Here is a 20,409-nt window from a genome sequence, read left to right as displayed (position 1 = left end):
AACGCCCGCACATCCCAAGCCCGGTATGCGGTGCGGGTCGGTCGGCCCCTCTGCGGCGCCGAGGAGCGCAGCCTTTCGCGGATCAGCGCTCGCGATTGTCTGAGCGAAGCGAGTTCGAGCGAGACCCCGCGAAAGGCGAGCACCGCAGGGAAGCCCCGAAGGGGCCGCCGCAGTGGGGTCGCCCGGCCCGCACCGCATGCCGGGCGCCCTCCCCATGGGACAACGCCCCCCAACAATGCAAAGAGCCCGCATCGCAGGGCTCTTCGTTCGGGGGCACGCAGCGCTCAGTGCTGCAGGATCTTGTTGAGAAAGTCCCGGGTCCGCGCCTGCCGGTTCTCCGGATGCGCGAAGAACTCGTCCTTCGAGCAGTCTTCGAGGATGCGCCCGCCCACGTCGATGAAGATCACCCGGCTCGCCACCTTGCGCGCGAAGCCCATCTCGTGCGTGACCACCATCATGGTCATGCCTTCCTTGGCGAGCGCCACCATCACGTCCAGCACCTCGCCCACCATCTCCGGGTCGAGCGCCGAGGTCGGCTCGTCGAACAGCATCACGATCGGGTCCATGCTCAGCGCGCGCGCAATCGCCACGCGCTGCTGCTGGCCGCCGGAAAGCTGGCCGGGGTACTTGTCCTTGTGCGCCATCAGGCCCACGCGGTCAAGCATCTTGAGGCCGCGGGTCCTGGCCTCGTCCTGCGAGCGGCCCAGCACCTTGATCTGCGCGATCGTGAGGTTCTCCGTCACCGACAGGTGCGGGAACAGCTCGAAGTGCTGGAACACCATGCCCACCTTGGAGCGCAGCTTCGGCAGGTTGGTCTTGGGGTCGTGCAGCGGAATGCCGTTGACCGTGATCTCGCCCTTCTGGAAGGGCTCGAGCGCGTTCACCGTCTTGATCAGCGTGGACTTGCCCGAGCCCGACGGGCCGCACACCACCACCACATCGCCCTTGGCGATGCTGACGGAGCAGTCGTTGAGCACCTGGACCGGGCCGTACCACTTCGAGACGTTCTTGATTTCAATCATTTTGTCGGCCATGACTTTGCCTTTCGATGTTCAGCGGATGATGGCGATCTTCTTGTGAAGACGCTTGACCAGGTACGACAGCGCATAGCAGATGACGAAGTACACCACCGCCGCCAGCAGGTAGGACTCGATGGGGCGGCCGAAATTCTTGCCGGCCGTCTCGAAGCCCTTCAGCAGGTCGTACGCGCCGATGGCGTACACCAGCGAGGTGTCCTGGAACAGGATGATTGTCTGCGTCAGCAGCACCGGCAACATGTTGCGGAAGGCCTGCGGCAGGATCACCAGCGTCATGTTCTGCTTGTAGGTCATCCCCACCGCCTGGGCTGCGTAGACCTGGCCGCGCGGGATCGACTGGATGCCAGCGCGCATGATCTCGCTGAAGTAGGCGGCCTCGAAGGCCACGAAGGTGATGATGGCCGAGACCTCGGCGCCGATCGGCCGGCCGATGATGAAGGGCACCAGCAGGAAGAACCACAGGATCACCATCACCAGCGGAATGCTGCGCATGCCGTTGACGTAGATGGCAGCGGGCATGTCCAGCCACTTCTTGCCGGACAGCCGCATCATGGCAAGCAGCGTGCCGAAGAGAATGCCGCCGAGCGTCGCAACCACCGTGAGGAAGACGCTGAAGTACAGGCCCTTCAGCAGGAATCCGCTGATGACGTCCCAGTTGTAGAAGGAGAAGTCGAGGTTGGCCAACATGTCAGTGCCCTCCCCCGCCGGCCTGCACGATGAAGCCGGGCACGCACGTGCGCTTCTCGATCGAGGACATGATCCGGTTGATCGCAAAGGCCGAGATGATGTAGAGCACGGTGACGGCCAGGTACATCTCCATCGGCCGCGCGGTCTCTTCGCCGGCCTGCATCGCGAACTGCGTCATCTCCGCGATCGACACGGCGAAGGCCACCGACGAGTTCTTGAAGATGTTCATCGACTCGCTGGTCAGCGGCGGAATGATGATGCGGTAGGCCATCGGCAGCAGCACGTAGCGGTAGTACTGCGGCGTGGTGAAGCCCACCGCCATCCCGGCGTAGCGCTGGCCGCGCGGCAGCGCCTGGATGCCGGAGCGCAGCTGCTCCGCGATCCGTGAGGAGGTGAAGAAGCCCAGCGCCAGCACCACCAGGACGAAGGGCGGCACGTCGCGCATGACGGGGAACAGCGCCGGCACCACGTGGTACCAGAGGAAGATCTGCACCAGCAGCGGGATATTGCGGAACAGCTCGACCCACGCATTGCCCAGCCGCACCCAGAACGGGCTGTCGGGCAGCGTGCGGATCACGCCTACGATGGAGCCGAGGACCAGCGCCACCACCAGGGCCGACAGGGCCACGGATACCGTCCAGCCCCAGGCCGAGAGCAGCCATTGCCAATACGTCGGATCACTGCCCCCCGGGTCCTGCAGGAAGACCTGCCAATCCCAACTTCCCATCGGGACCTCCTCGTCGTTGTTGCTTGAAGAAGAAAGAAAACCTGAAAACAAACGCCCGCCGCAAAGGGCGGGCGTTTTCGATCAGCCCATGTGCATCACTTCTTGACGTACTCTTCCATCGGCTTGCTGTTGGGCGCGGCCCACGCGGCCTTGGTGGCGTCCGACAGCGGCAGGCCGACCTTGGTGTTGGTCGGCGGGATCGGCTGCATGAACCACTTGTCGTACAGCTTGGCCAGCGAACCGTCCTTGATCTGGGCCTCGATGCTCTTGTTGACGGCGTCGAGGAAGGCCTTGTCGCCCTTGCGCACCATGCAGGCGATCGGCTCGACCGACAGCGGCTCGCCGACGATCTTGAAGCCGGCCGGGTTCTTGGACTTGGAGATGTTGCCGGCCAGGATCTGGCCATCCATCACGAAGGCGTCGGCACGGCCGGATTCGAGCAGCAGGAAGCTGTCGGCGTGGTCCTTGCCCATGACTTCCTTGAAGTCGATGCCCTGGGCGCGCTCGTTCTTGCGCAGGGTCTGCACGGAGGTCGTGCCGGTCGTGGTGGCCACGCTCTTGCCGTTGAGGTCGGCGACCTTGGTGATGCCGGAGTCGGCCTTGACGGCGATGCGCACTTCCTCGACGAAAGTGGTGACCGCGAAGTCCACGTCCTTCTGGCGGGTGGCGTTGTTGGTGGTCGAGCCGCATTCGAGATCGACAGTGCCGTTCTGCACCAGGGGAATGCGGTTCTGCGAGGTGACCAGTTGCTCCTTGACCTCCAGCTTGGGCAGGCCCAGCTGCTTCTGGACGTCGCTCAGGATCTTGCGGGCCATCTCGGTGTGGAAGCCGACGTACTTGCCGTCGCCGATGGTGTAAGCCAGTGCACCGGAGGAATCGCGCACCCCCATCGTGACGGTGCCGCTGGCCTTGATCTTGGCCAGCGTGTCATTGGCCTGCGCGAGTGCGCTGCCGGCTGCGAGCGCCATCACGGCCAGTGCCAATACTTGCTTCTTCATATGGAAAACTCCTGTGACTGAGAGGATACAAATTCTAGACACCCGCATTCTGCGCCACACCCGGGCCAACCCGGTGCGCGGCGCACCGTCCGCAATCGCGCGGACTGTGCCGCAGTTCCGAACCGGTGCACCGTGTTGCAGAGCGCTTCATGGGATGGCACAAAGCAGCCTTTGTGCCCGAAAAAAAGCACGCGCCCGGCGCGTGCTTTCCAGACCTCTGGCGCAGCAAAACGTCGGGCCAGACTTTAGAAGGCCGGTGGGGCCGAAGGCAAATGCTCATTCCAGCAGTCGGCATGCCGGCGCGTCATAGTTTGTGCACTGCACAACATCGACCCGGCTTGCCTCCCCTCAAGCAGCGGGCTGGGTGCCGACGAGGTACGCCCACAGCGCGTCGGCCGTCCCCTTGTTGGCGCGGGTGGCGACACCTTCCCCCTTGCCGGCACGCGTTCCGGGCTTGGCGGAGCCAGGGGCGGAAGCGGCCGGGCGTTCGCGGTAGGCGCGGATCTCCATGGTGGCCTCGAGCTTCTCGATCTCGGGCGGCAGCGCGCTCACCAGGGTGCGCGCCCGCACCTCCTTGCGCACCGCGCTCTGCGGCAGGAAGGCGATGCCGTGGCCTTCGAGCGCCATCACCTTGAGGCCTTCGGCCATGTCGGTCTCGTAGACCCGGTCGAGATGGATCGCCGTGTGCGATTCCTTCAGCAGTTGGTCGACGACGCGGCCCAGGTAGGCGCCGGGGGCATAACCCAGGTACGGCAGCGGCTGGCCCGGGCGGCCCGGAAGGCGGTAGCGCGGCGCGCCATCCGCGTCGGGCTTGACCCAGGGCGCGACCACCTCCTGGCCGAGGCTCACCATCTCGTAGCGGGTGGCGTCCAGGGGCAGCGGCTGCGAGGGATGGTGGTAGGCGATCAACAGGTCGCAGCTGCCCTCGACCAGGCGCAGCACGGCGTCGTGCACGTTGAGCGCGATGAGCCGGCTCTTCAGCGGCCCGAACTGCTCGCGCAGGCTGGTGACCCAGGCGGGGAAGAAGGTGAAGGCCAGCGTGTGCGGCACCGCGACCTCGATCACGTCCTGCGCCGCCGCCGAATGGCCGCGCAGCATGGCGCGCGTGCTCTGCAGGGCCTGCAGCATCTCGATGGCCTGGCCGTAGAGCGTCTGGCCCGCGGGCGTGAGGCGCGTGGGGTAGGAGCTGCGGTCGACCAGGTCGGTGCCGGCCCAGCCTTCGAGCGCCTGGATGCGGCGCGAGAAGGCCGGCTGAGTCACATGGCGCAACTGGGCCGAACGGCTGAAGCTGCGTGTCTCTGCAAGGCTGACGAAGTCTTCAAGCCACTTGGTTTCCATGAGCGGCGATTATGTCCGGGCAGTCCCTCGTGCCTCGAACAATGCGCGGCTGCACACTACACTCCAACTATTAAACGAGCGATTAATTTATGGATTCTCCGAGCCAGTCGCCCCACGCTGCGAGCGACGCAACGGTCCCACGCAAGCACCGCAGCAAGCAGAAGGGACCGGGCCGCCCCGGCGGCGCGAGCGGCGTGCGCGAGGAGATCCTGGACGCGGCAGAAGCGCTGTTCGCGAACCTCGGCTACGCCGGCACCACATTGCGCGAAGTCGCCAACGAGGCCAAGGTCACGCAGGCCCTGATCAGCTATTACTTCGGCTCCAAGTACGGCTTGTACGAGGCGGTGTTCCTGCGCCGCGGCCAGGTCATCTCGCAGCAGCGCATGGACAACCTGGATGCGCTCGGCAAGGGCGGCAAGCCGCGCGTGCGCGACATCGTCCGGGCGTTCCTGCTGCCCACGCTGCAGCTGCGCGGCACGCCGCAGGGGCGCTCCTTCCTGCGGCTGCAGGCACGGCTGCACACCGAGCCGCCGGAGATCTCGTACAAGCTGCGCACCGATGCCTACGGCGGCTCGACGCGGCGTTACGTCGAGGTGTTGCGGGAGGCCCTGCCCAAGCTCGGGGAGCTGGACGCCTACTGGCGGGTGACGCTGATGATCGGCACCTACCTCTACGCCTTCTCCGACACGCACCGCATGGAGGAGATGGCGCCCAAGGGCATGTACGACCCGGACGATACGGACTCGCTGATCGACCAGGTCACGCGCTTCGTGGTCGGCGGCTTCGAGGCGCGCTGAGCGCCTTCAACGAGCGGGAGGCAGGCGCTCGCGCAGTTCGGCCGACGTCATCACGTCGGCGTACTTCTGCTGCATGTCGAACAGGCTGGCCTCGTGCGGCCCGATGGCGCGGTCGCCCACGCAGTCGGCCAGCACCAGCGGCCGAAAGCCCCAGCACATGGCATCGACCACGCTGGCGCGCACGCAGCCGCTGGTCACGCAGCCCGCGACCAGCAGCGTACGCACGCCGCGCTGGACGAGCCAGGGCGCGAGCGTGGTGCCGAAGAAGGCGGACGGGACGTTCTTGCGCACCACCAGCTCGCCCGCATGCGGCGCGAGCGCGTCGACGATCGCGCTGCCGGGAGAGGCTTCCTTCAGCGTCAGCATGCCGGGCACCTTGTCGCTGAAGACGTTGGCATCGCCATCGTCGTCGGCATAGACGATGCGGCTGTGCGCCACCGGCCAGCCCCGCTCGCGCGCGAGGGCCAGCAGCGGGACCGTGTGCTCGATCGCCTGCGGGATGTTGCCGCCGCCGAACACGGCCGGGTCGGCGAAGCCGTTGACGAAGTCGACGATCAGGAGGGCGAGCGGCGGCTGCACGCCCAGGCCGGCGCCGAAGCCCTGGCGGCGGTAGACCTCTGTCTCTTCAGGCATGGGCCCGCTCTTTCCGTGCCGGCTGCGGCGTCATCAGTTCCTCGACCACCTGGCCCTCGCGCACCACCTGCAGTTCGTCGACGAAGACGTTGCAGCGGCGCATCGGGATGTCGATGTGGCAGGCCGTGGTCCGGCTGCCGCCCGCCTCGTTGTTGGGGCCGAGCGAGAACAGGAAGTTGCCGCTGACCGCGCGCGCGTCCATGCCCAGCGTGGCCTCGCGATCGTAGAGGCCGAGCGTCGACCAGTAGGCGCGCTTCTGCAGCCCCCAGCCGATGTGCGAGATGGCGTACGCCTCGGGGTCGCCGAAGGACTCGATGTACTCGCGCAGCATCTCCGCCTCCACTGCGCCATCGATGCGGGTGACGAAACCGTCCCTCACCGTCAGCTCGATCGGCTCGCCCACATAGGACTTCATCGGCAGCAGCACGTCGCCCTTGGCCAGCACGATGCGGCCCTGGGCGCCGCCTTCGTTCGGCCAGGTGAAGGCGAAGCCGCTGGGCCAGTGGTCCCAGCGGCCGGGCTGGTCGACGAAGCCGTACTCGGCGGTGATCGGGTATTCGCCCAGCGGCAGGTGAAGGTCGGTGCCGGCCGCTGAGCTCACTCGCATCGTCTTGCGGCCCTTGAGCAGCGCGACGGCGGCCTGCACGCGCTCGAAGTCCTCCAGCGTGGGCACCATGCGCAGCAACACCTCCGGCGGCTCGACGGCCAGCAGGATCTTCGTGCCGCCTTGCAGGATCTCGTGCTGCTCCGGGGAGAACAGCAGGGTCATCAGGTCGAGCACCAGATCGCTGGCCTTGAGCGCCGCGATCGCAGCGCGGTTGCCGGTGAGCGGCGTGGTGCCGAGGTAGGCCAGGGGGTCGCGGCTCAACGACTTCTCGGCATTGACGGGCGGCAGGTCCAGCCGGCTGACGCAGGCGCCGAGCATCGTCGCGGCGGTGATCGCGCAGCGCAGCGTCTGCGGGTGCGTGTGCTCGCTGGTGAGGACGGTGACGGCGTCGCCGGCCTTCAGTTTCGAAAGGGTGAGGACCTGGGTCCAGGCGCGGATCAGGTCGGTGTCGCGGACAGCCATGAAGTTCTCCTCTCTTTTCAATCGAGCGAATGGCCCAGGAAGTCGCCGAAGGCGCGATAGAAATTCGCCTCGCGGTCCCAGGGAATCATGTGGCCGGCGTCGGGCACGCGCACCTCGGCCAGTCGGGGTGCGAGGGCACGCATCTCCTCGACGTCGCCGGGCCGCACCACGTCGCCGCGCTCGGCGGTGATCAGCAGCAGGGGCACCGCGATGCGCGGCAGGTCGGCATGGATGTCGTCGGTCTGGAAGGCCTCGAAGCTGGTCACGATGGCGCGCTCGTCGCAGGTGTGCAGCCATTGCGCGCGCAGCCGCAGCTGCTCCTCGGTCCAGGTGGGGCAGAACTCGCGCATCTGTTCCAGCGTGATGCCGCGGCGCGCGAGGCGGATCGAGTCCACGTACCAGGGCAGCTTCGCGGGGTACGCACGCCGGCCGGGGCCGGACACCGGCGGATCGACCGCGACCACGCGCGTGAGTCCTGCGGGCTGCCGTCCGGCGGCGCGGATCGCGATGCGTCCGCCCATCGAGTGCCCGACCAGCGCGAAGCGTGGCAGCGCCAGCGCCTGGGCCAGCGCGATCACGTCGGCGGCCTGCGCATCGAGGCTGTAGTCGAGCGTGTCCGAGGCTTCGCTGAGCCCACGGCCGCGCACGTCGAGCACATAGGTGTCGAAGTGGCGGCCGAAGCGCTCGGCCACGAAGCCCCAGGTCACGGCGGGGCTGGTGATGCCGGGGATCAGGATCACCGCATCGCGCGACTTGCGCTCGCCAACGTTGCCGCCGTAGCGCAGGTAGTGCTGGCGGATGCCGTTGGCGTGCACATGCGCGCCGTACAGACAGTGGCTGTCGCTCATCGCTTCGCTCCCGCATAGGCGCCGGAAAGCAGCGCGCCTGCGCCGGGCACCACGGGCTCCAGGCCGAGCGCGCCGAGCATCGCGTAGGTCGTGGCCACGGCGGCCGTGACCACCGGCTTGCCGGTGGCCGCCTCGACGCGCGCGATCGCCGGCAGCGAGGGCATCTGGACGCAGGCAGACAGCACGATCGCATCCACGTCCGAGGTCTTCATGCCGGCCACGATGCCCGGCAGCCGCGCCGGATCGTGGCGGCCGACCTCCAGGTTGTCGGGGATCTCCAGCGCCCGCCAGTCCGCCACCTCGAAGCCTTCGTGCTCGATGTAGTCGATCACCAGCTTGGTCAGCGGCACCATGTACGGCGCGACCAGCGCGATGCGGCGCGCACCGATGACGCGCAGCGCATCCACCAGGGCGCCGGCGCTGGTGACCACCGGCGCCTCGCCCTGGTTGCCGGCAGTGGCCGCGCGCAGGCGGGTCTCCGACTGGCGGTGATAGCCGCGGCCCATCGCCATGATGGCGACCAGACACGCATAGCCGAGCACGTCCACGCGCGCGTCGCTGAGCTCCAGCGCGCAGCGGTCGGACTCGGCGTCCATGGCCGCGAGCTCCTCCTTGTTGACCTGCTTCATGCGCATGCGTGCCGAATGGAAGGTGAAGCGTTCCGGCCGCACCTGCTCGCGCAGGCGCAGCATGGCGGGGATCTCGGTCTCCATCGTGGTGTTGGAACTCGGCACGATCTGGCCGATGCGGTAGCTCTTCATGTTCATCCTCCGGTTCAGGCCGCCGAGGCCACGGTGTCGAAGCGTTCCTCGCAGCGGGTCGCGTCGTATTCGTAGACCCACTCGGCCTTGATGCCCACGGCGTTCGGGTTCTTCGCCTGCTGCTGCTGGAAGGCCAGGTCGCGCTGGCGCTGCTCCTCGGGTGTGGACAGGTGATAGGTGCGGCCCCGCTCGCGCGCCTCGAGCTGCACGCGGGCGGTGCGCGGGAGCCGCTCGGCCTCGTAGGCGCGCAGTGCGGCCGCGCAGTCGCCGGCGTGGTGGGCCAGCGCGGCCGCCAGCACGTAGGCGTCCTCGATCGCCATCGCCGCCCCCTGCGACAGGAAAGGCAGCATCGGATGCGCCGCGTCGCCCAGCAGCGTGACCCGCCCCTGCGACCAGGCGGTCATCGGGTCGCGGTCGAACAGCCCCCACTTGAAGATCTGCGAAGTGTCGGTGCGCTCGAAGAGGCGGATGATGTTCGGGTGCCAGCCCGCATAGGCGGCCAGCAGTTCCTCGCGCGTGCTGGGCTCGGTCCACGACTCGGCCACCCATTTCGCGCTCTCGTTGACGGCCACGATGTTGACGGCCGCGCCGCCCTTCACGTAGTAGGTCACGATGTGCGCCTTCGGCCCCATCCAGAACGAGGCGTCCGGGCTCACGAAAGGCAGCGGATGCTGCTCCACCGGCACCAGCGCGCGCCAGCACATGTGGCCGGTGAAGCGCGCATCCGCCCTGCCCCACAGCGAATCGCGCACCGCCGAATGGATGCCGTCGGCGCCGACGATCAGGTCGGCCTCGAAGCGGGTGCCGTCCGAGAACTGTGCAACCGCCCGCTCGCCGCGCTGCTCGACGCCCGTGCACTGCACGTCGAAGCGCACGCGGTCCGCCGGGATGCCTTCGCACAGGATCGCATGCAGGTCGGCGCGGTGCACGTGATAGAAGCCGGCGCCGAAGAGCCGCGGGCACACCTCGCGCAGCGGGGTGCGGAACAGCTCGCGAGCGTCGTTCCAGTTGCGCCCGACCATCGCCTCGGGCAGGAAGCCGATGCGCTCCAGCCCATCGCCCACGCCCAGGGCCTTCAGCACCTTGGCGGCATTGGGCGTCATCTGCACGCCCGCGCCGATCTCGCCGAAGGCGGGGGCGCGCTCGAAAACGTGGGCTTCGATGCCGCGCAGCCGCAGCGCCCGCGCCAGCGCGACGCCGCCGATGCCGCCGCCGACGATGCCCACGCGCATTGCTTTGCTCATACCAGATCTCCTGTTGGATTGCTTTTGAACGAATCGTTGTTCGATGAAGGCCGCAGGGCGAGGGCAGCGCCCATGCGACTCACTGGAATACCTTCGCCTTCGGAGCGGTCGTGCGGCTCACGCGCCGAGGTAGGCGCTCAGCAGCTCCGGGTCCTGCAGCAGCCCGGCCGCATCGCGCTCCGCGACGACGCGTCCTGTCTCGAAGACATACGCACGCGACGCGACGGACAGCGCGTTGTGCACGTTCTGCTCGACCAGCAGCACCGTCACGCCGTGCGCATGGATCTCGCGCACGAAGTCGAACACCTCCTCGGCCATGCGCGGGCTCAGGCCCAGGCTGGGCTCGTCGAGGAGCAGCAACCGGGGCTCGGACATCAGCGCGCGGCCGATGGCCAGCATCTGCTGCTCGCCGCCGCTGAGCGTGCCGGCCAGCTGCCGGTGACGTTCCTTCAGCCGCGGGAAGCGGGCATACACCTTGGCGATGCGCAGCTCGATCTCCGCGGCCGACTTGCACAGGTAGGCGCCAAGCGAGAGGTTCTCGTACACGGTCATCGCCGGCCAGACGTGGCGCTCTTCCGGCGACTGGGCGATGCCCAGCGCGACCACCCGGTCGGCCGGCATGCCGCCGATGCCGCGGCCATCGAACAGGATCTCGCCGCGCGTCGGGCGCAGCAGGCCGGAAATGGCGCGCAGCGTGGTGCTCTTGCCGGCGCCGTTGGCGCCGATGAGCGCGACCACCTCGCCCGGTCGCACCGCGAGGTTCACGCCGTGCAGCGCGGCGGTCTTGCCATAGCTGACATGCACGTCCTTCAGCTCGAGCAGGTGGCCGCCCGCGGCGCGCGCGCCTTGCAGGGTGGGGTTTGCCATCACGGCACTCATGACTTCCTTCCTCCGCCCAGATAGGCCTCGATCACGCGTGCGTCGCTCTGCACCTCGGCCGGCGCGCCCTCGGCCAGCTTCTCGCCGAAGTGCATCACCACCACGCGGTCGCACACGCCCATCACCAGGCCCATGTTGTGCTCCACGATCAGGATCGACTGCACGAAAGGGCCGCGCAGCTTTTTCAGGATCTCGCCGAAGGTCTTCGCTTCCTGGCTGTTGAGGCCGGCCGCGGGCTCGTCGAGCATCAGGATCTCGGGCTTGGCGGACAGCGCCAGCGCCACTTCGAGCAGGCGAAGCTCGCCGCACGACAGCATGTAAGCCGGAACGTCCATGCGCTGCCCCAGCCCCATGGTGTGCACGATCCGCTCCGCGCTCTCGCGCACGGCATGCTCGGTGCGGCGCACGCGCGCGCCCGGGAAGAAGGTGCGCCAGAGCGGCTGGCGCGCCTCGAGGTAGTGCCCGGCGAGCACGTTCTCGAACACCGTCAACGACTTCAGGATGTTGGTCTTCTGGAAGCTGCGCACGATGCCCAGGCGCGCCATGCGGTAGGGCTTCTCGCCCGTCACGTCGCTGCCGCGGAAGTGCACCCTGCCCTCGCTCGGCGAGTAGAAGCCGGTGATCAGGTTGAAGCAGGTGGTCTTGCCCGCGCCGTTGGGGCCGATCAGGCCGACGATCTCGCCGGGCTGGACATCGAAGCTGATGTCCTTCACGGCATGGATGCCGCCGAAGGACTTGCTGAGGCCGCGGACCTCCAGGGTGCCCGCCGCGTTCATGCAGGCCTCCGGGTCGCACGCGGCGCGGCCGCGGGGGCGGCGGGCGCGGCAGCCACGGCACGGGTCTCCCGGCGCCGCGTGATGAAGCCCATCAGGCCGCGCGGCAGGAAGAGCACGATCGCGATCACCGCCAGCCCGAAGAGGGACAGGCGCAGCTCCTTCGCTTCCCGCAGGTACTCCTCCAGGAAGGTCACCAGCAGCGCACCGATCAGCGGCCCCACCAGCGTGCCCTTGCCGCCGATCAGCACCATGATGATCATGCTGACCATGAAGGCGAAGCGGAACACCTCGGGGCCGACGAAGGAGATGTAGTGCGCATAGAAGCCGCCGGCCATGCCCGACAGGAACGCGCCGAGCACCAGCGCGAACATCGAGTAGGTCAGCGGCCGGATGCCGATCGATTGCGCGACGTAGCGGTTCTCGCGGATCGCGACGGCGGCGCGCCCCGCATTCGAGTTCACGAAACGGTACGACAGGTACAGGGCGATCGCCAGCAGCACCCAGGCGACGGCGTAGTAGAACTGCTTCGCCCCGAGGTTGCCGGCCTCCGCCAGCAGTGCCGGCTGCGGCACGCCTGCGATGCCCATCGGCCCGTTGGTGAGGGCGATCCAGTTGTCCGCGACGAGGCGCAGCACCTCGGCGAAGGACAGGGTCACGATCACGAAGAACGGCCCCTGCAGCCGCAAGGTGATGCCGCCGATGATCACACCCATCAGCGCCGCCAGTGCACCCGCGACCGGGATGGTGGCCCAGATCGGCCAGCCGTGGACGGTCGACAGCAGGGCCGCCGCATAGGCACCCGTGCCGAGGAAGGCGGTATGGCCGAGCGAGAACTCCCCGACGTAGCCCACCACCAGGTTGAGGCTGGTGGCGAGCACCGCGTAGAACAGCACCATGATGGCGATGTGCAGCAGGTACTGGTCGCGCACCAGCAAGGGCACCAGGGCTGCGAGCAGCATCAGCGCCCAGAGACAGCGTCGTTCGAATTTCATGCCCGCTCCACCCGCTTGGAGAAGAGGCCGTAGGGCCGGAACACCAGGGCCAGGATCACCAGCGCGAAGCCGATGATGTCGACCCAGCCGGTGGCGACGTAGCCGCCCCACAGCGCCTCCGCCACGCCGAGCAGCAGGCCGCCCGCGATGGCGCCGGCAAAGCTGCCCATGCCGCCGAGGATCACGACCACGAAGGCCTTCATGCTCACCAGCCCGCCCACCGACACTTGCGCCGAGTAGATCGAGCCGAGCAGCATGCCCGCCATCGAGGCGATCACCGTGCCCATGGCGAAGGTGCTGGCGTAGACGCTGGAGGTGCGGATGCCCACCAGCCGCGCGGCCATCGGATCCTGGAAGGTGGCGCGCATCGCGCGGCCGAGCCGGGTCTTGTGGATCGTGAGCCAGGCGGCCACGATCAGCAGCGCGCACACCGCGACCGCGAACAGGCGCAGCTTGGTGAGCACCACCGTGCCGAGGAAGACCGGTCCCGCGGCGATCGGGGCCTCCACTTTCAACGGCGCGGTGCCGACCATCAGCAGCGCGGTGTTGGCCAGGAAGATCGACAGGCCGATGGTCAGCAGGATGCCGGGCTCCTCGCCCTGGTCGCGGATGCGCTCGATCAGCAGGCGGTCCACCAGCCAGCCGAAGGCGCCCATCGCGACGGCCACCAGCAGCAGCCCGGTGAAGAAGTCGAGGCCGAGCCGCGTGGTCGCCCACCAGCCCATGACGCCGCCCATCATGTACAGCTCGCCATGCGCGAAGTTGACGACGCGCATGAGGCCGAGGATCAGCGTCAGGCCCAGGGCCGACAGGGCGTAGAAGGAGCCCGTCACCAGGCCGTTGACGAGATACTGTGGCAGCTGCTCCATGCCGGTCCTCAGGGCTTCTCGGTCGCGCTCTGGGCGACGACGCGCGGTTCCTTGTTCACGATCTGCACCAGCACCACGTCGAAGCCATAGCCCTCCCCCTTCTCGGTGAAGCGGTAGCGGCCGTTGGGGGCGGCGTAGTCGGTCTTGCGCAGCGCATCACGCACCGCCTCGGGCTCCGCCTTGCCGGCGCGCGCGAGCGCTTCCATCATGATGTTGAGCGCGTTGTAGCCGGCCGCGCCGTACTTGCCCGGCTTCTCCTTGTAGCTGGTGGCGTAGAGATCGACGAAGGCCTTGTTGCGCTCGCCCGGCAGGCTCGACGCGTAGGGAACGGCGGCGTAGATGCCCTCGGAAGCCTCGCCGGCCAGGCCGACGAAGTCCGCCGTCGCCCAGGAGCCGACGCCGAAGATCTTGGTCTTGAGGCCGAACTCCTTGAACTGCTTGACCAGGATCGAGCCATCCTGCGTCTCCGCCGCGACGAACACGCCGTCGGCATTGCTGGCCTTGAGCTTGGTGAGCAGCGTGTAGAAGTCGGTCGCGCCGTGGTCGAAGTATTCCTTCATCACGGTCTTCACGCCCAGCGCGCCGAGGTCCTTGGAGAAGTCCTCGACCCCACCACGGCCCCAGTCGTCGTTCACGCCGATGTAGGCGACGGTCTTGAGCTGCAGCTTCTCGGCCAGGATCTTGCTGAAGGTCTTCGACATGAGCCTGTCGGTCTCTGCCGAGCGGAAGAAGTACTGCATGCCCTTGTCGGTGAGGTCGGCCTTCGACGACACGCCGGTCAACAGCGGCACCTTGTACTTCTCCGCCACCGGCATCACTGCCGCGGTGGCCGAGCTGCAGAAGGCGCCTGCCAGCGCCACGACCTTGTCGCGCTGGATCAGCTTCTCGGCCGCGTTGACCGAGTTGGCCGGGCGGCACTGGCCGTCCTCGATCACCAGCTCGACCTTGCGCCCGAACACGCCGCCGGCGGCATTGCGCCGCTCCACCGCCAGCTTGGCACCGCTCACGAAGGCCTGGCCGTTGTAGGCCACCGAGCCGGTCAGCGGCTGGATCACACCGACCTTCACCGTGTCTTGCGCCCAGGCGCCGCCTGCGGCCAGGCCGAGAACGCCCGCCGCGCCGAACATACGCATCCACTTCTGCATCTCAATCTCCAATCAAGGGGAATGCCCGTGGCCAGAGAGCCGGCAGGGCTTTGAACTAATTAATCACCTAATTAATTAAAACGGAAGATTAGCCGTGCTCCTCGTGCACCGAGATGGGGTTAACCCGGGGCTTTAATTAATCGTTCGCTCAATTAGCAAGAGGGATGCCAACGCGGGTCGGGCCCGCCTGGCGGCGGGCACATCCGACCTTCAGATCGGCGACACCACACCGCGACCGGCGAAATGCCCTTCGGCATTCGCCATGAAGCGGTCTACCGAGGCCTGCGTGGCCTCGGGCGACCAGCCGGCCATGTGCGGCGTCAGCAGCACGTTGTCCAGGCCGATCAACGGCTCGGGGCGCATGGGCTCGCTTTCGTAGACGTCGAGCCCGGCGCCGGCGATGCGCCCCTCGCGCAGCGCGGCGGCGAGCGCCTCGGTGTCGACCACGCTGCCGCGCGAGATGTTGACCAGGAAGCCCTGCGGCCCGAGCGCATCGAGGATGCCGGCATCGACCAGGTGCCGCGTGCCCGGGCCGCCCGGCGTGGCGACCATCAGCACGTCCGCCCAGCCGGCCAGCGCCATCAGGCTGCCGAAGTAGCGGTGCGCCACGCCCTCGCGCGGCTTGCGGTTGTGGTAGCCGACCTCCATGTCGAAGCCGGCGGCGCGCTTGGCGATCTTCTGGCCGATGGTGCCGAGGCCGAGGATGCCCAGGCGCTTGCCCGAGACATTGGGCGGCTGCGGGATCGCCTCGCGCCACACGCCCTCGCGACACTTCCGGTCGAGCATGCGGATGCCGCGCACGATGCCGATCAGCAGGCCGAAGGCATGGTCGGCCACGCAGTCGTCGTTGGTGCCGGCACCGTTGGCGAGCGCGATGCCCCGCGAGCGCGCCGCCTCCAGTGGCAGGCACTCGTAGCCTGCGCCCATCGCGCAGATCAGCTCGACCTTCGGCATCGCTGCCAGCTCGTCGGGCGTGAGCCCGAGCACGCCGATGGTCAGCACCGCGCGGTAACGGGCGCCGTGCGCGGCGATGGCGGCCGCGCGCTCGGCCGCCGTGGGCGCGTAAGTCATGTCATAGACGGCGGCAATCTGTGCCTGGTGCGCGCTCGAGAGGCTGTTGAGCACCAGGAGGGGAATCTTGTCGGGCATCCGATCTCCGGAAACAGTGGGAATCAAAGAACGGGCTCGGCAGCCTCGATCTGCTGCAGGGCCCACATCTGGGCATAGCGCGCGTCCCTGGCGAGCAGCTGCGCATGGGTGCCGCGCTCGACGATCACGCCGCTTTCGAGCACCAGGATCTCGTGCGCGTCGACCACGGTCGAGAGCCGGTGCGCGATCACCAAAGTGGTCTTGTTCTGCGCCGCGCTCTTGAGCTCGGCCTGGATCGCGCGTTCGTTGGCCGAGTCCAGCGCCGAGGTCGCCTCATCGAAGATCAGGATCGGCGGGTCCTTCAGCAGCGTGCGCGCGATCGCTACCCGCTGCTTCTCGCCGCCGGAGAGCTTGAGGCCGCGCTCGCCGACCGGCGTCTCGTAGCCCTTGGGCGTCGCGGCGATGAAGTCGTGGATGCGCGCGGCCCGCGCCGCCTGCTCGACCTCGGCATGGCTCGCGCCGGGACGGCCGTAGGCGATGTTGTATTCGATGGTGTCGTTGAAGAGCACCGTGTCCTGCGGCACGATGCCGATGGCCTGGCGCACGCTGGCCTGGGTCACCTCGCGGATGTCCTCGCCGCCGATGAGGATGCGGCCCTGCTGGACGTCGTAGAAGCGGTAGAGCAGCCGCGCCAGCGTGGACTTGCCCGAGCCCGAGGGCCCGACCACCGCCACCGTCTTGCCGGCCGGGATCTCGAAGCTCACATGCTTCAGGATCGGCCGAGCGGGCTCGTAGGCAAAGCTCACGTCCTCGAAGCGCACGCTGGCATCGCGCCCCGCAAGCGGCCGGGCGCCCGGCGCATCGCGCACCTCGCGCTCCTTCTCCATCAGCACGAACATCTTGTCGAGGTCGGTCAGGCTCTGCTTGATCTCGCGGTAGATCACGCCCAGGAAGTTGAGCGGGATGTACAGCTGGATCATGAAGGCGTTGACCATGACCAGGTCGCCCAGCGTCATCCGGCCCTCGACCACGCCCGCGGTCGCGCGCCACAGCATCAGCACCAGGCTCACCGCGATCAGCAGCTGCTGGCCGGTGTTGAGCAGGCTCAGCGTCCTCTGGCTCTTGATGGCGGCGCGGCGGTAGCGGTCGAGACTCGCGTCGTAGCGGCCCGCCTCGAACTCCTCGTTGTTGAAGTACTTGACCGTCTCGTAGTTCAGCAGCGAATCGATGGCGCGGCTCTGCGCCACCGAGTCGAGCTCGTTCATGGTCCTGCGGAATTGGGTGCGCCACTCGGTCACCGTGACGGTGAACGCGATGTAGAGCACCAGCGCGACACCCGTGATCCAGACGAAGAGCGCGTCGAACTTCACGCCCAGGATCGTCAGCACCAGCGTCAGCTCGATGATGGTGGGCACGATGCTGTAGAGCGACATCGAGATCAGCGAATGCACGCCGCGCGTGCCGCGCTCGATGTCGCGCGTCATGCCGCCGGTCTGCCGCTCCAGGTGGAAGCGCAGCGACAGCGCATGCAGGTGCCGGAACACCTCCAGCGAGATGCTGCGCGCCGCGCCCTCGGTCGCCTTGGCGAAGACCAGCTCGCGCAGTTCCCCGAATAGCGAGGTCGAGAAGCGCAGCAGCCCGTAGGCGACCAGCAGCGCGATCGGCACCACCAGCAGCGCCTGCGCCATGTCGGGCTTGGGCGTCATGGTGTCGACCAGGTTCTTGAGCAGCACCGGCACGCCGACGTTGGCCACCTTGGCTCCCACCATGAAGAGCAGCGCGGCCAGGACGCGCCACTTGTAGCGCCAGAGGTAGGGAAACAGCCGGCGCAGCGTGGCCCAGTCGGAGCGATCGCTCCGGGCCGGCTCGCTGGCCGAGGCGTGATGGGCAGGGGGAAGGGCTTCGCCGCTACGGCGCATGGGGAGACAATCGTGGCTGTTGCTTTTCCCGGATTGTGCCCATGTCTGTTCCTGCCAACGTCTCAGCCACCCTCAAGAGCCTGCCCGCCGATATGGAACTCGTGCTGAAGGTGATCCCGCTGCCGGCCGACGTCAATGCCAACGGCGACATCTTCGGCGGGTGGGTGATGGCCCAGTGCGACCTGGCGGGCTCGGTCATTCCGGCGCGCTACGCCAAGGGCCGCATGGCCACCGTCGCCGTCAACGAGTTCGTCTTCAAGCAGCCGGTGCGGCTCGGGGACATCCTGTCCTTCTACTCGAAGCTGGTGCGGATCGGCCGTACCTCGGTGACGGTCACGGTCGAGGTCTTCGCCGAGCGCTTCAAGGCGCAGGGCGAGTACATCAAGGTGACGCAGGCCACGTTCACCTACGTTGCGATCGATGACAACGGGAGGCCGCGGGCGATCGTCAGGGAGTGATTGCTGGGCGGGTCGGATGCGCAAGCGGTGGTGATGCTGCCTGCGCGCCGCGGAAGGCGGCCTGTCCTTCGGCAGGCGCGCCCGCCCCCAAGGCTGCGCTCCTTATATGGACGCCTCCCGTGTGGCAAGCAGGTGTCGGAATGCTGACGTGGCGGATTGACTGCGGTCTTATATATCCGGCCTTTTGGTGCAGACAGGCTCGCGCCTGCTGCTGGCCCTGACGGTGATTCGCGAGGTCGGAGCTCATCTCGCCGGCGGGTTCTGCGCAAGGCGTACCCGAGGAGCGCATCAGCTTTCGACCCACGGTCCAACCGCTTTGCCATCATTTCCTTAACCTCACTCGCACGCACTCGTTGCGGCCTGAGCCGCGGTCATGGGGTGGCCATCGCTTGCGCGGTCTGGCGTTGTGGTGGCACCGAGTGCGACTGGGTGTCATAGCTGCGCCCGTGGGCGACCAGCGCCCAGGCCGTGCGCGCCAGCTTGTGCCCCAGCGCCACGGCCACGACATTGGCCGGACGCCTAGCGAGCATCTGCGCGATCCAGGGCGTGGGGTTGGCCTGGCTCAGCATTGCACGCGCTCCGCTGACGAGCAAAGTGCGCAGGTAAGGGTCGCCGCGCTTGCTGATGGCCCCGATGCGCACCTTGCCGCCGGTGCCCTCGTGGTGCGGAGTCAGTCCCAGCGCGCACGCAAACTCGCGCCCGTTGCGCCAGCCGCTGCCGTCTCCCAAGGTGGCCGCCAGGGCCGTGGCACCCAGCAAGCTGATCCCTGGGACGGCGCGCAGTTGCCGTGCGCTTTGCGACTCGCGTTGCACGATGGCCAGTTCGGCCTCGATCGTCTGCACGCGCTGCTCGATCTCCCGCAGCATGTGCAGTTGCGCATCGAGCAGGTGCGCCATCAGCGCGGGCATTCGAGCATCGATGTCCGCACGGTGCAAGGCGATCGCCTTCAGGGCCGCCTGCTTGCCCCACAAGTCGCCCGGTCCGCAGACCACCTTCCGCGGGGACACGTCGGGGTTGATCTGAATACCGACCCCACGCCGCAGCGGTTGGGGGTCTTTGGATACCGGCACACCGTCTCTCGCAAAGGTGCCTGCGGGTGTGCGGGGCGGTGCGCCTCTGTGGCGCCGAGAAGCGCAGTGCAGCCGGTCGGCACGCCTGCCGAAGGACAGGCGTGCTTCGTAAACTGACTTGCCGCGGCTGTCCGAGCAGAGTGAACGAAGTGAACGTCGCGAGTTCCGCGGCAGGCCGGCTGCGCGAGCATCGCAGGGGAGTCGGCGCGAAGCGACGACCGCCACAGTGGCACGCCTCCCCGCACACCCGCAGGCGCCTTTGCGGCGCGCAGCCTATCCAAGCGCGTCTTGCACCTTCGATAGAGCTGTCAGACCTTCGAGAAGTCGGGCTTGCGCTTCTCCATGAACGCGGTGAACGCCTCCTTCGCCGCCGGCTCGCGCAGCATGCGGCCGAAGCTCTGGCCTTCCTCGCCCATGCGTTCCAGCACGGCGGGCTGCTGTGCTTTCTTCATCAGCCGCTTCGTCTCGATCAAAGCCGACAGCGGCTTGGTCGCCAGCTTGTGCGCCTGGGCCTGGGCGATGGCATTCGCCTCGGTGGGCGGCACGATGCGGTTGACCAGCCCGACCTCGAGCGCCGCCTCGGCCATGAAGGGCTCGCCCAGCAGCAGCGCCTCCGCCGCACGGTGGTAGCCGAACATCTGCGGCACCAGCAGGCTGGACGCAGCCTCCGGGCACAGGCCCAGGTTGACGAAAGGCATCGAAAAGGCCGCGTTGTCGCCGGCATAGACCAGGTCGCAGTGAAAGAGCATCGTGGTGCCGATGCCCACCGCCGGACCGCACACCGCCGCCACCAGCGGCTTCGGGAAGGTCGCGATACCGTGCAGGAAGCGGAACACCGGCGACTCCGGCGTCGAGGGCGGCGCGTTCAGGAAGTCGCCGATGTCGTTGCCGGCGCTGAAGATGGTGGCGTCGCCCTGGATCAGCACGGCGCGCACCGCGCTGTCCTCGGCGGCCTTCTCGAAGGCGTCGGCCAGCTCCGCGTACATCGCACGGGTGATGGAGTTCTTCTTGTCGAGCCGGTTGAAGGTCAGGGTCATCACGCCGGCTTCGGTGTGGACGAGGATGTCGCTCAT

At 67.8% G+C, this 20,409-nt stretch carries 21 protein-coding genes; 2 read left to right on the top strand and 19 right to left on the bottom strand.

Annotation, left to right across the window (positions count from 1 at the left end; genetic code table 11):
* Positions 1–284: 284 nt before the first annotated feature.
* The 5 genes from E5P3_RS04995 to E5P3_RS04975 form a co-directional block, all read right to left on the bottom strand.
* Entirely contained in the window at positions 285–1,022 is a 738-nt protein-coding gene (locus tag E5P3_RS04995) for an amino acid ABC transporter ATP-binding protein (protein ID WP_162583561.1), read from the bottom strand.
* Positions 1,023–1,052: 30 nt separating this feature from the next.
* Positions 1,053–1,724 (bottom strand): amino acid ABC transporter permease, encoded by a 672-nt coding sequence (locus E5P3_RS04990; RefSeq protein ID WP_162584963.1) that lies wholly within the window; start codon positions 1,722–1,724, stop codon positions 1,053–1,055.
* 1 nt (position 1,725) lies between these two features.
* The gene (locus E5P3_RS04985; RefSeq protein ID WP_162584962.1) at positions 1,726–2,451 is read right to left on the bottom strand and encodes an amino acid ABC transporter permease; all 726 of its coding nucleotides are present in this window, start codon (positions 2,449–2,451) and stop codon (positions 1,726–1,728) included.
* Between the two features lie 95 nt (positions 2,452–2,546).
* Positions 2,547–3,449, bottom strand: a complete 903-nt coding sequence (locus E5P3_RS04980) for an amino acid ABC transporter substrate-binding protein (protein WP_162584961.1) — start codon at positions 3,447–3,449, stop codon at positions 2,547–2,549.
* A gap of 348 nt (positions 3,450–3,797) precedes the next feature.
* Positions 3,798–4,787, bottom strand: coding sequence for a LysR substrate-binding domain-containing protein (locus tag E5P3_RS04975; protein ID WP_162584960.1), 990 nt, complete (start codon positions 4,785–4,787; stop codon positions 3,798–3,800).
* 89 nt (positions 4,788–4,876) lie between these two features.
* Between E5P3_RS04975 and E5P3_RS04970 the strand changes: the two genes are divergently transcribed.
* A complete protein-coding gene (locus tag E5P3_RS04970; protein WP_162584959.1) occupies positions 4,877–5,584 on the top strand; it encodes a TetR/AcrR family transcriptional regulator in 708 nt (235 codons plus the stop codon).
* A gap of 6 nt (positions 5,585–5,590) precedes the next feature.
* On the opposite strand, the gene E5P3_RS04965 is transcribed toward E5P3_RS04970, so the two are convergent.
* From E5P3_RS04965 to E5P3_RS04910, 12 genes are all read right to left on the bottom strand, one after another.
* Entirely contained in the window at positions 5,591–6,217 is a 627-nt protein-coding gene (locus E5P3_RS04965; RefSeq protein WP_162584958.1) for an N-carbamoylsarcosine amidohydrolase, read from the bottom strand.
* Positions 6,210–7,286, bottom strand: a complete 1,077-nt coding sequence (locus tag E5P3_RS04960; protein ID WP_162584957.1) for a 2,5-dihydroxypyridine 5,6-dioxygenase — start codon at positions 7,284–7,286, stop codon at positions 6,210–6,212. The genes E5P3_RS04965 and E5P3_RS04960 overlap by 8 nt, the downstream gene beginning before the upstream one ends.
* A gap of 17 nt (positions 7,287–7,303) precedes the next feature.
* The gene (locus E5P3_RS04955; RefSeq protein ID WP_162584956.1) at positions 7,304–8,134 is read right to left on the bottom strand and encodes an alpha/beta fold hydrolase; all 831 of its coding nucleotides are present in this window, start codon (positions 8,132–8,134) and stop codon (positions 7,304–7,306) included.
* Positions 8,131–8,895: a maleate cis-trans isomerase family protein gene (locus tag E5P3_RS04950; RefSeq protein WP_162584955.1), complete on the bottom strand. Its 765-nt coding sequence runs from the start codon at positions 8,893–8,895 to the stop codon at positions 8,131–8,133. The genes E5P3_RS04955 and E5P3_RS04950 overlap by 4 nt, the downstream gene beginning before the upstream one ends.
* Before the next feature lie 14 nt (positions 8,896–8,909).
* Positions 8,910–10,139, bottom strand: coding sequence for an FAD-dependent monooxygenase (locus E5P3_RS04945; protein WP_162584954.1), 1,230 nt, complete (start codon positions 10,137–10,139; stop codon positions 8,910–8,912).
* 117 nt (positions 10,140–10,256) lie between these two features.
* Complete coding sequence (locus tag E5P3_RS04940; RefSeq protein ID WP_232072986.1) at positions 10,257–11,006, bottom strand: ABC transporter ATP-binding protein; 750 nt, start codon at positions 11,004–11,006, stop codon at positions 10,257–10,259.
* Between the two features lie 8 nt (positions 11,007–11,014).
* The gene (locus E5P3_RS04935) at positions 11,015–11,794 is read right to left on the bottom strand and encodes an ABC transporter ATP-binding protein (protein WP_162584952.1); all 780 of its coding nucleotides are present in this window, start codon (positions 11,792–11,794) and stop codon (positions 11,015–11,017) included.
* Positions 11,791–12,786 (bottom strand): branched-chain amino acid ABC transporter permease, encoded by a 996-nt coding sequence (locus E5P3_RS04930; protein WP_162584951.1) that lies wholly within the window; start codon positions 12,784–12,786, stop codon positions 11,791–11,793. The genes E5P3_RS04935 and E5P3_RS04930 overlap by 4 nt, the downstream gene beginning before the upstream one ends.
* The gene (locus tag E5P3_RS04925) at positions 12,783–13,655 is read right to left on the bottom strand and encodes a branched-chain amino acid ABC transporter permease (protein ID WP_162584950.1); all 873 of its coding nucleotides are present in this window, start codon (positions 13,653–13,655) and stop codon (positions 12,783–12,785) included. Before E5P3_RS04925 ends, E5P3_RS04930 begins: the two co-directional genes overlap by 4 nt.
* 8 nt (positions 13,656–13,663) lie before the next feature.
* Positions 13,664–14,800 carry an ABC transporter substrate-binding protein gene (locus E5P3_RS04920; RefSeq protein WP_162584949.1) on the bottom strand — a complete coding sequence of 379 codons (1,137 nt, stop codon included), beginning with the start codon at positions 14,798–14,800 and terminating at the stop codon, positions 13,664–13,666.
* A 210-nt stretch (positions 14,801–15,010) separates the two neighbouring features.
* Entirely contained in the window at positions 15,011–15,949 is a 939-nt protein-coding gene (locus E5P3_RS04915; protein ID WP_162584948.1) for a 2-hydroxyacid dehydrogenase, read from the bottom strand.
* A 23-nt stretch (positions 15,950–15,972) separates the two neighbouring features.
* Positions 15,973–17,808 (bottom strand): ABCB family ABC transporter ATP-binding protein/permease, encoded by a 1,836-nt coding sequence (locus E5P3_RS04910; protein ID WP_162584947.1) that lies wholly within the window; start codon positions 17,806–17,808, stop codon positions 15,973–15,975.
* Positions 17,809–17,849: 41 nt separating this feature from the next.
* Between E5P3_RS04910 and E5P3_RS04905 the strand changes: the two genes are divergently transcribed.
* Positions 17,850–18,266, top strand: a complete 417-nt coding sequence (locus E5P3_RS04905; protein ID WP_162584946.1) for an acyl-CoA thioesterase — start codon at positions 17,850–17,852, stop codon at positions 18,264–18,266.
* A gap of 371 nt (positions 18,267–18,637) precedes the next feature.
* On the opposite strand, the gene E5P3_RS04900 is transcribed toward E5P3_RS04905, so the two are convergent.
* Together E5P3_RS04900 and E5P3_RS04895 are read right to left on the bottom strand one after the other, a co-directional pair.
* On the bottom strand, positions 18,638–19,273 hold the full coding sequence (locus E5P3_RS04900) for a transposase (protein ID WP_162584945.1): 636 nt from the start codon (positions 19,271–19,273) through the stop codon (positions 18,638–18,640).
* Positions 19,274–19,644: 371 nt separating this feature from the next.
* Complete coding sequence (locus E5P3_RS04895; RefSeq protein WP_162584944.1) at positions 19,645–20,409, bottom strand: enoyl-CoA hydratase; 765 nt, start codon at positions 20,407–20,409, stop codon at positions 19,645–19,647.

The sequence above is a fragment of the Variovorax sp. RA8 genome, from assembly GCF_901827175.1.
Classification (GTDB): Bacteria; Pseudomonadota; Gammaproteobacteria; order Burkholderiales; family Burkholderiaceae_C; genus Variovorax.
The sequence above is the reverse complement of the archived record's forward strand: the minus strand, read 5'-3'. Positions and strand labels throughout refer to the sequence as shown.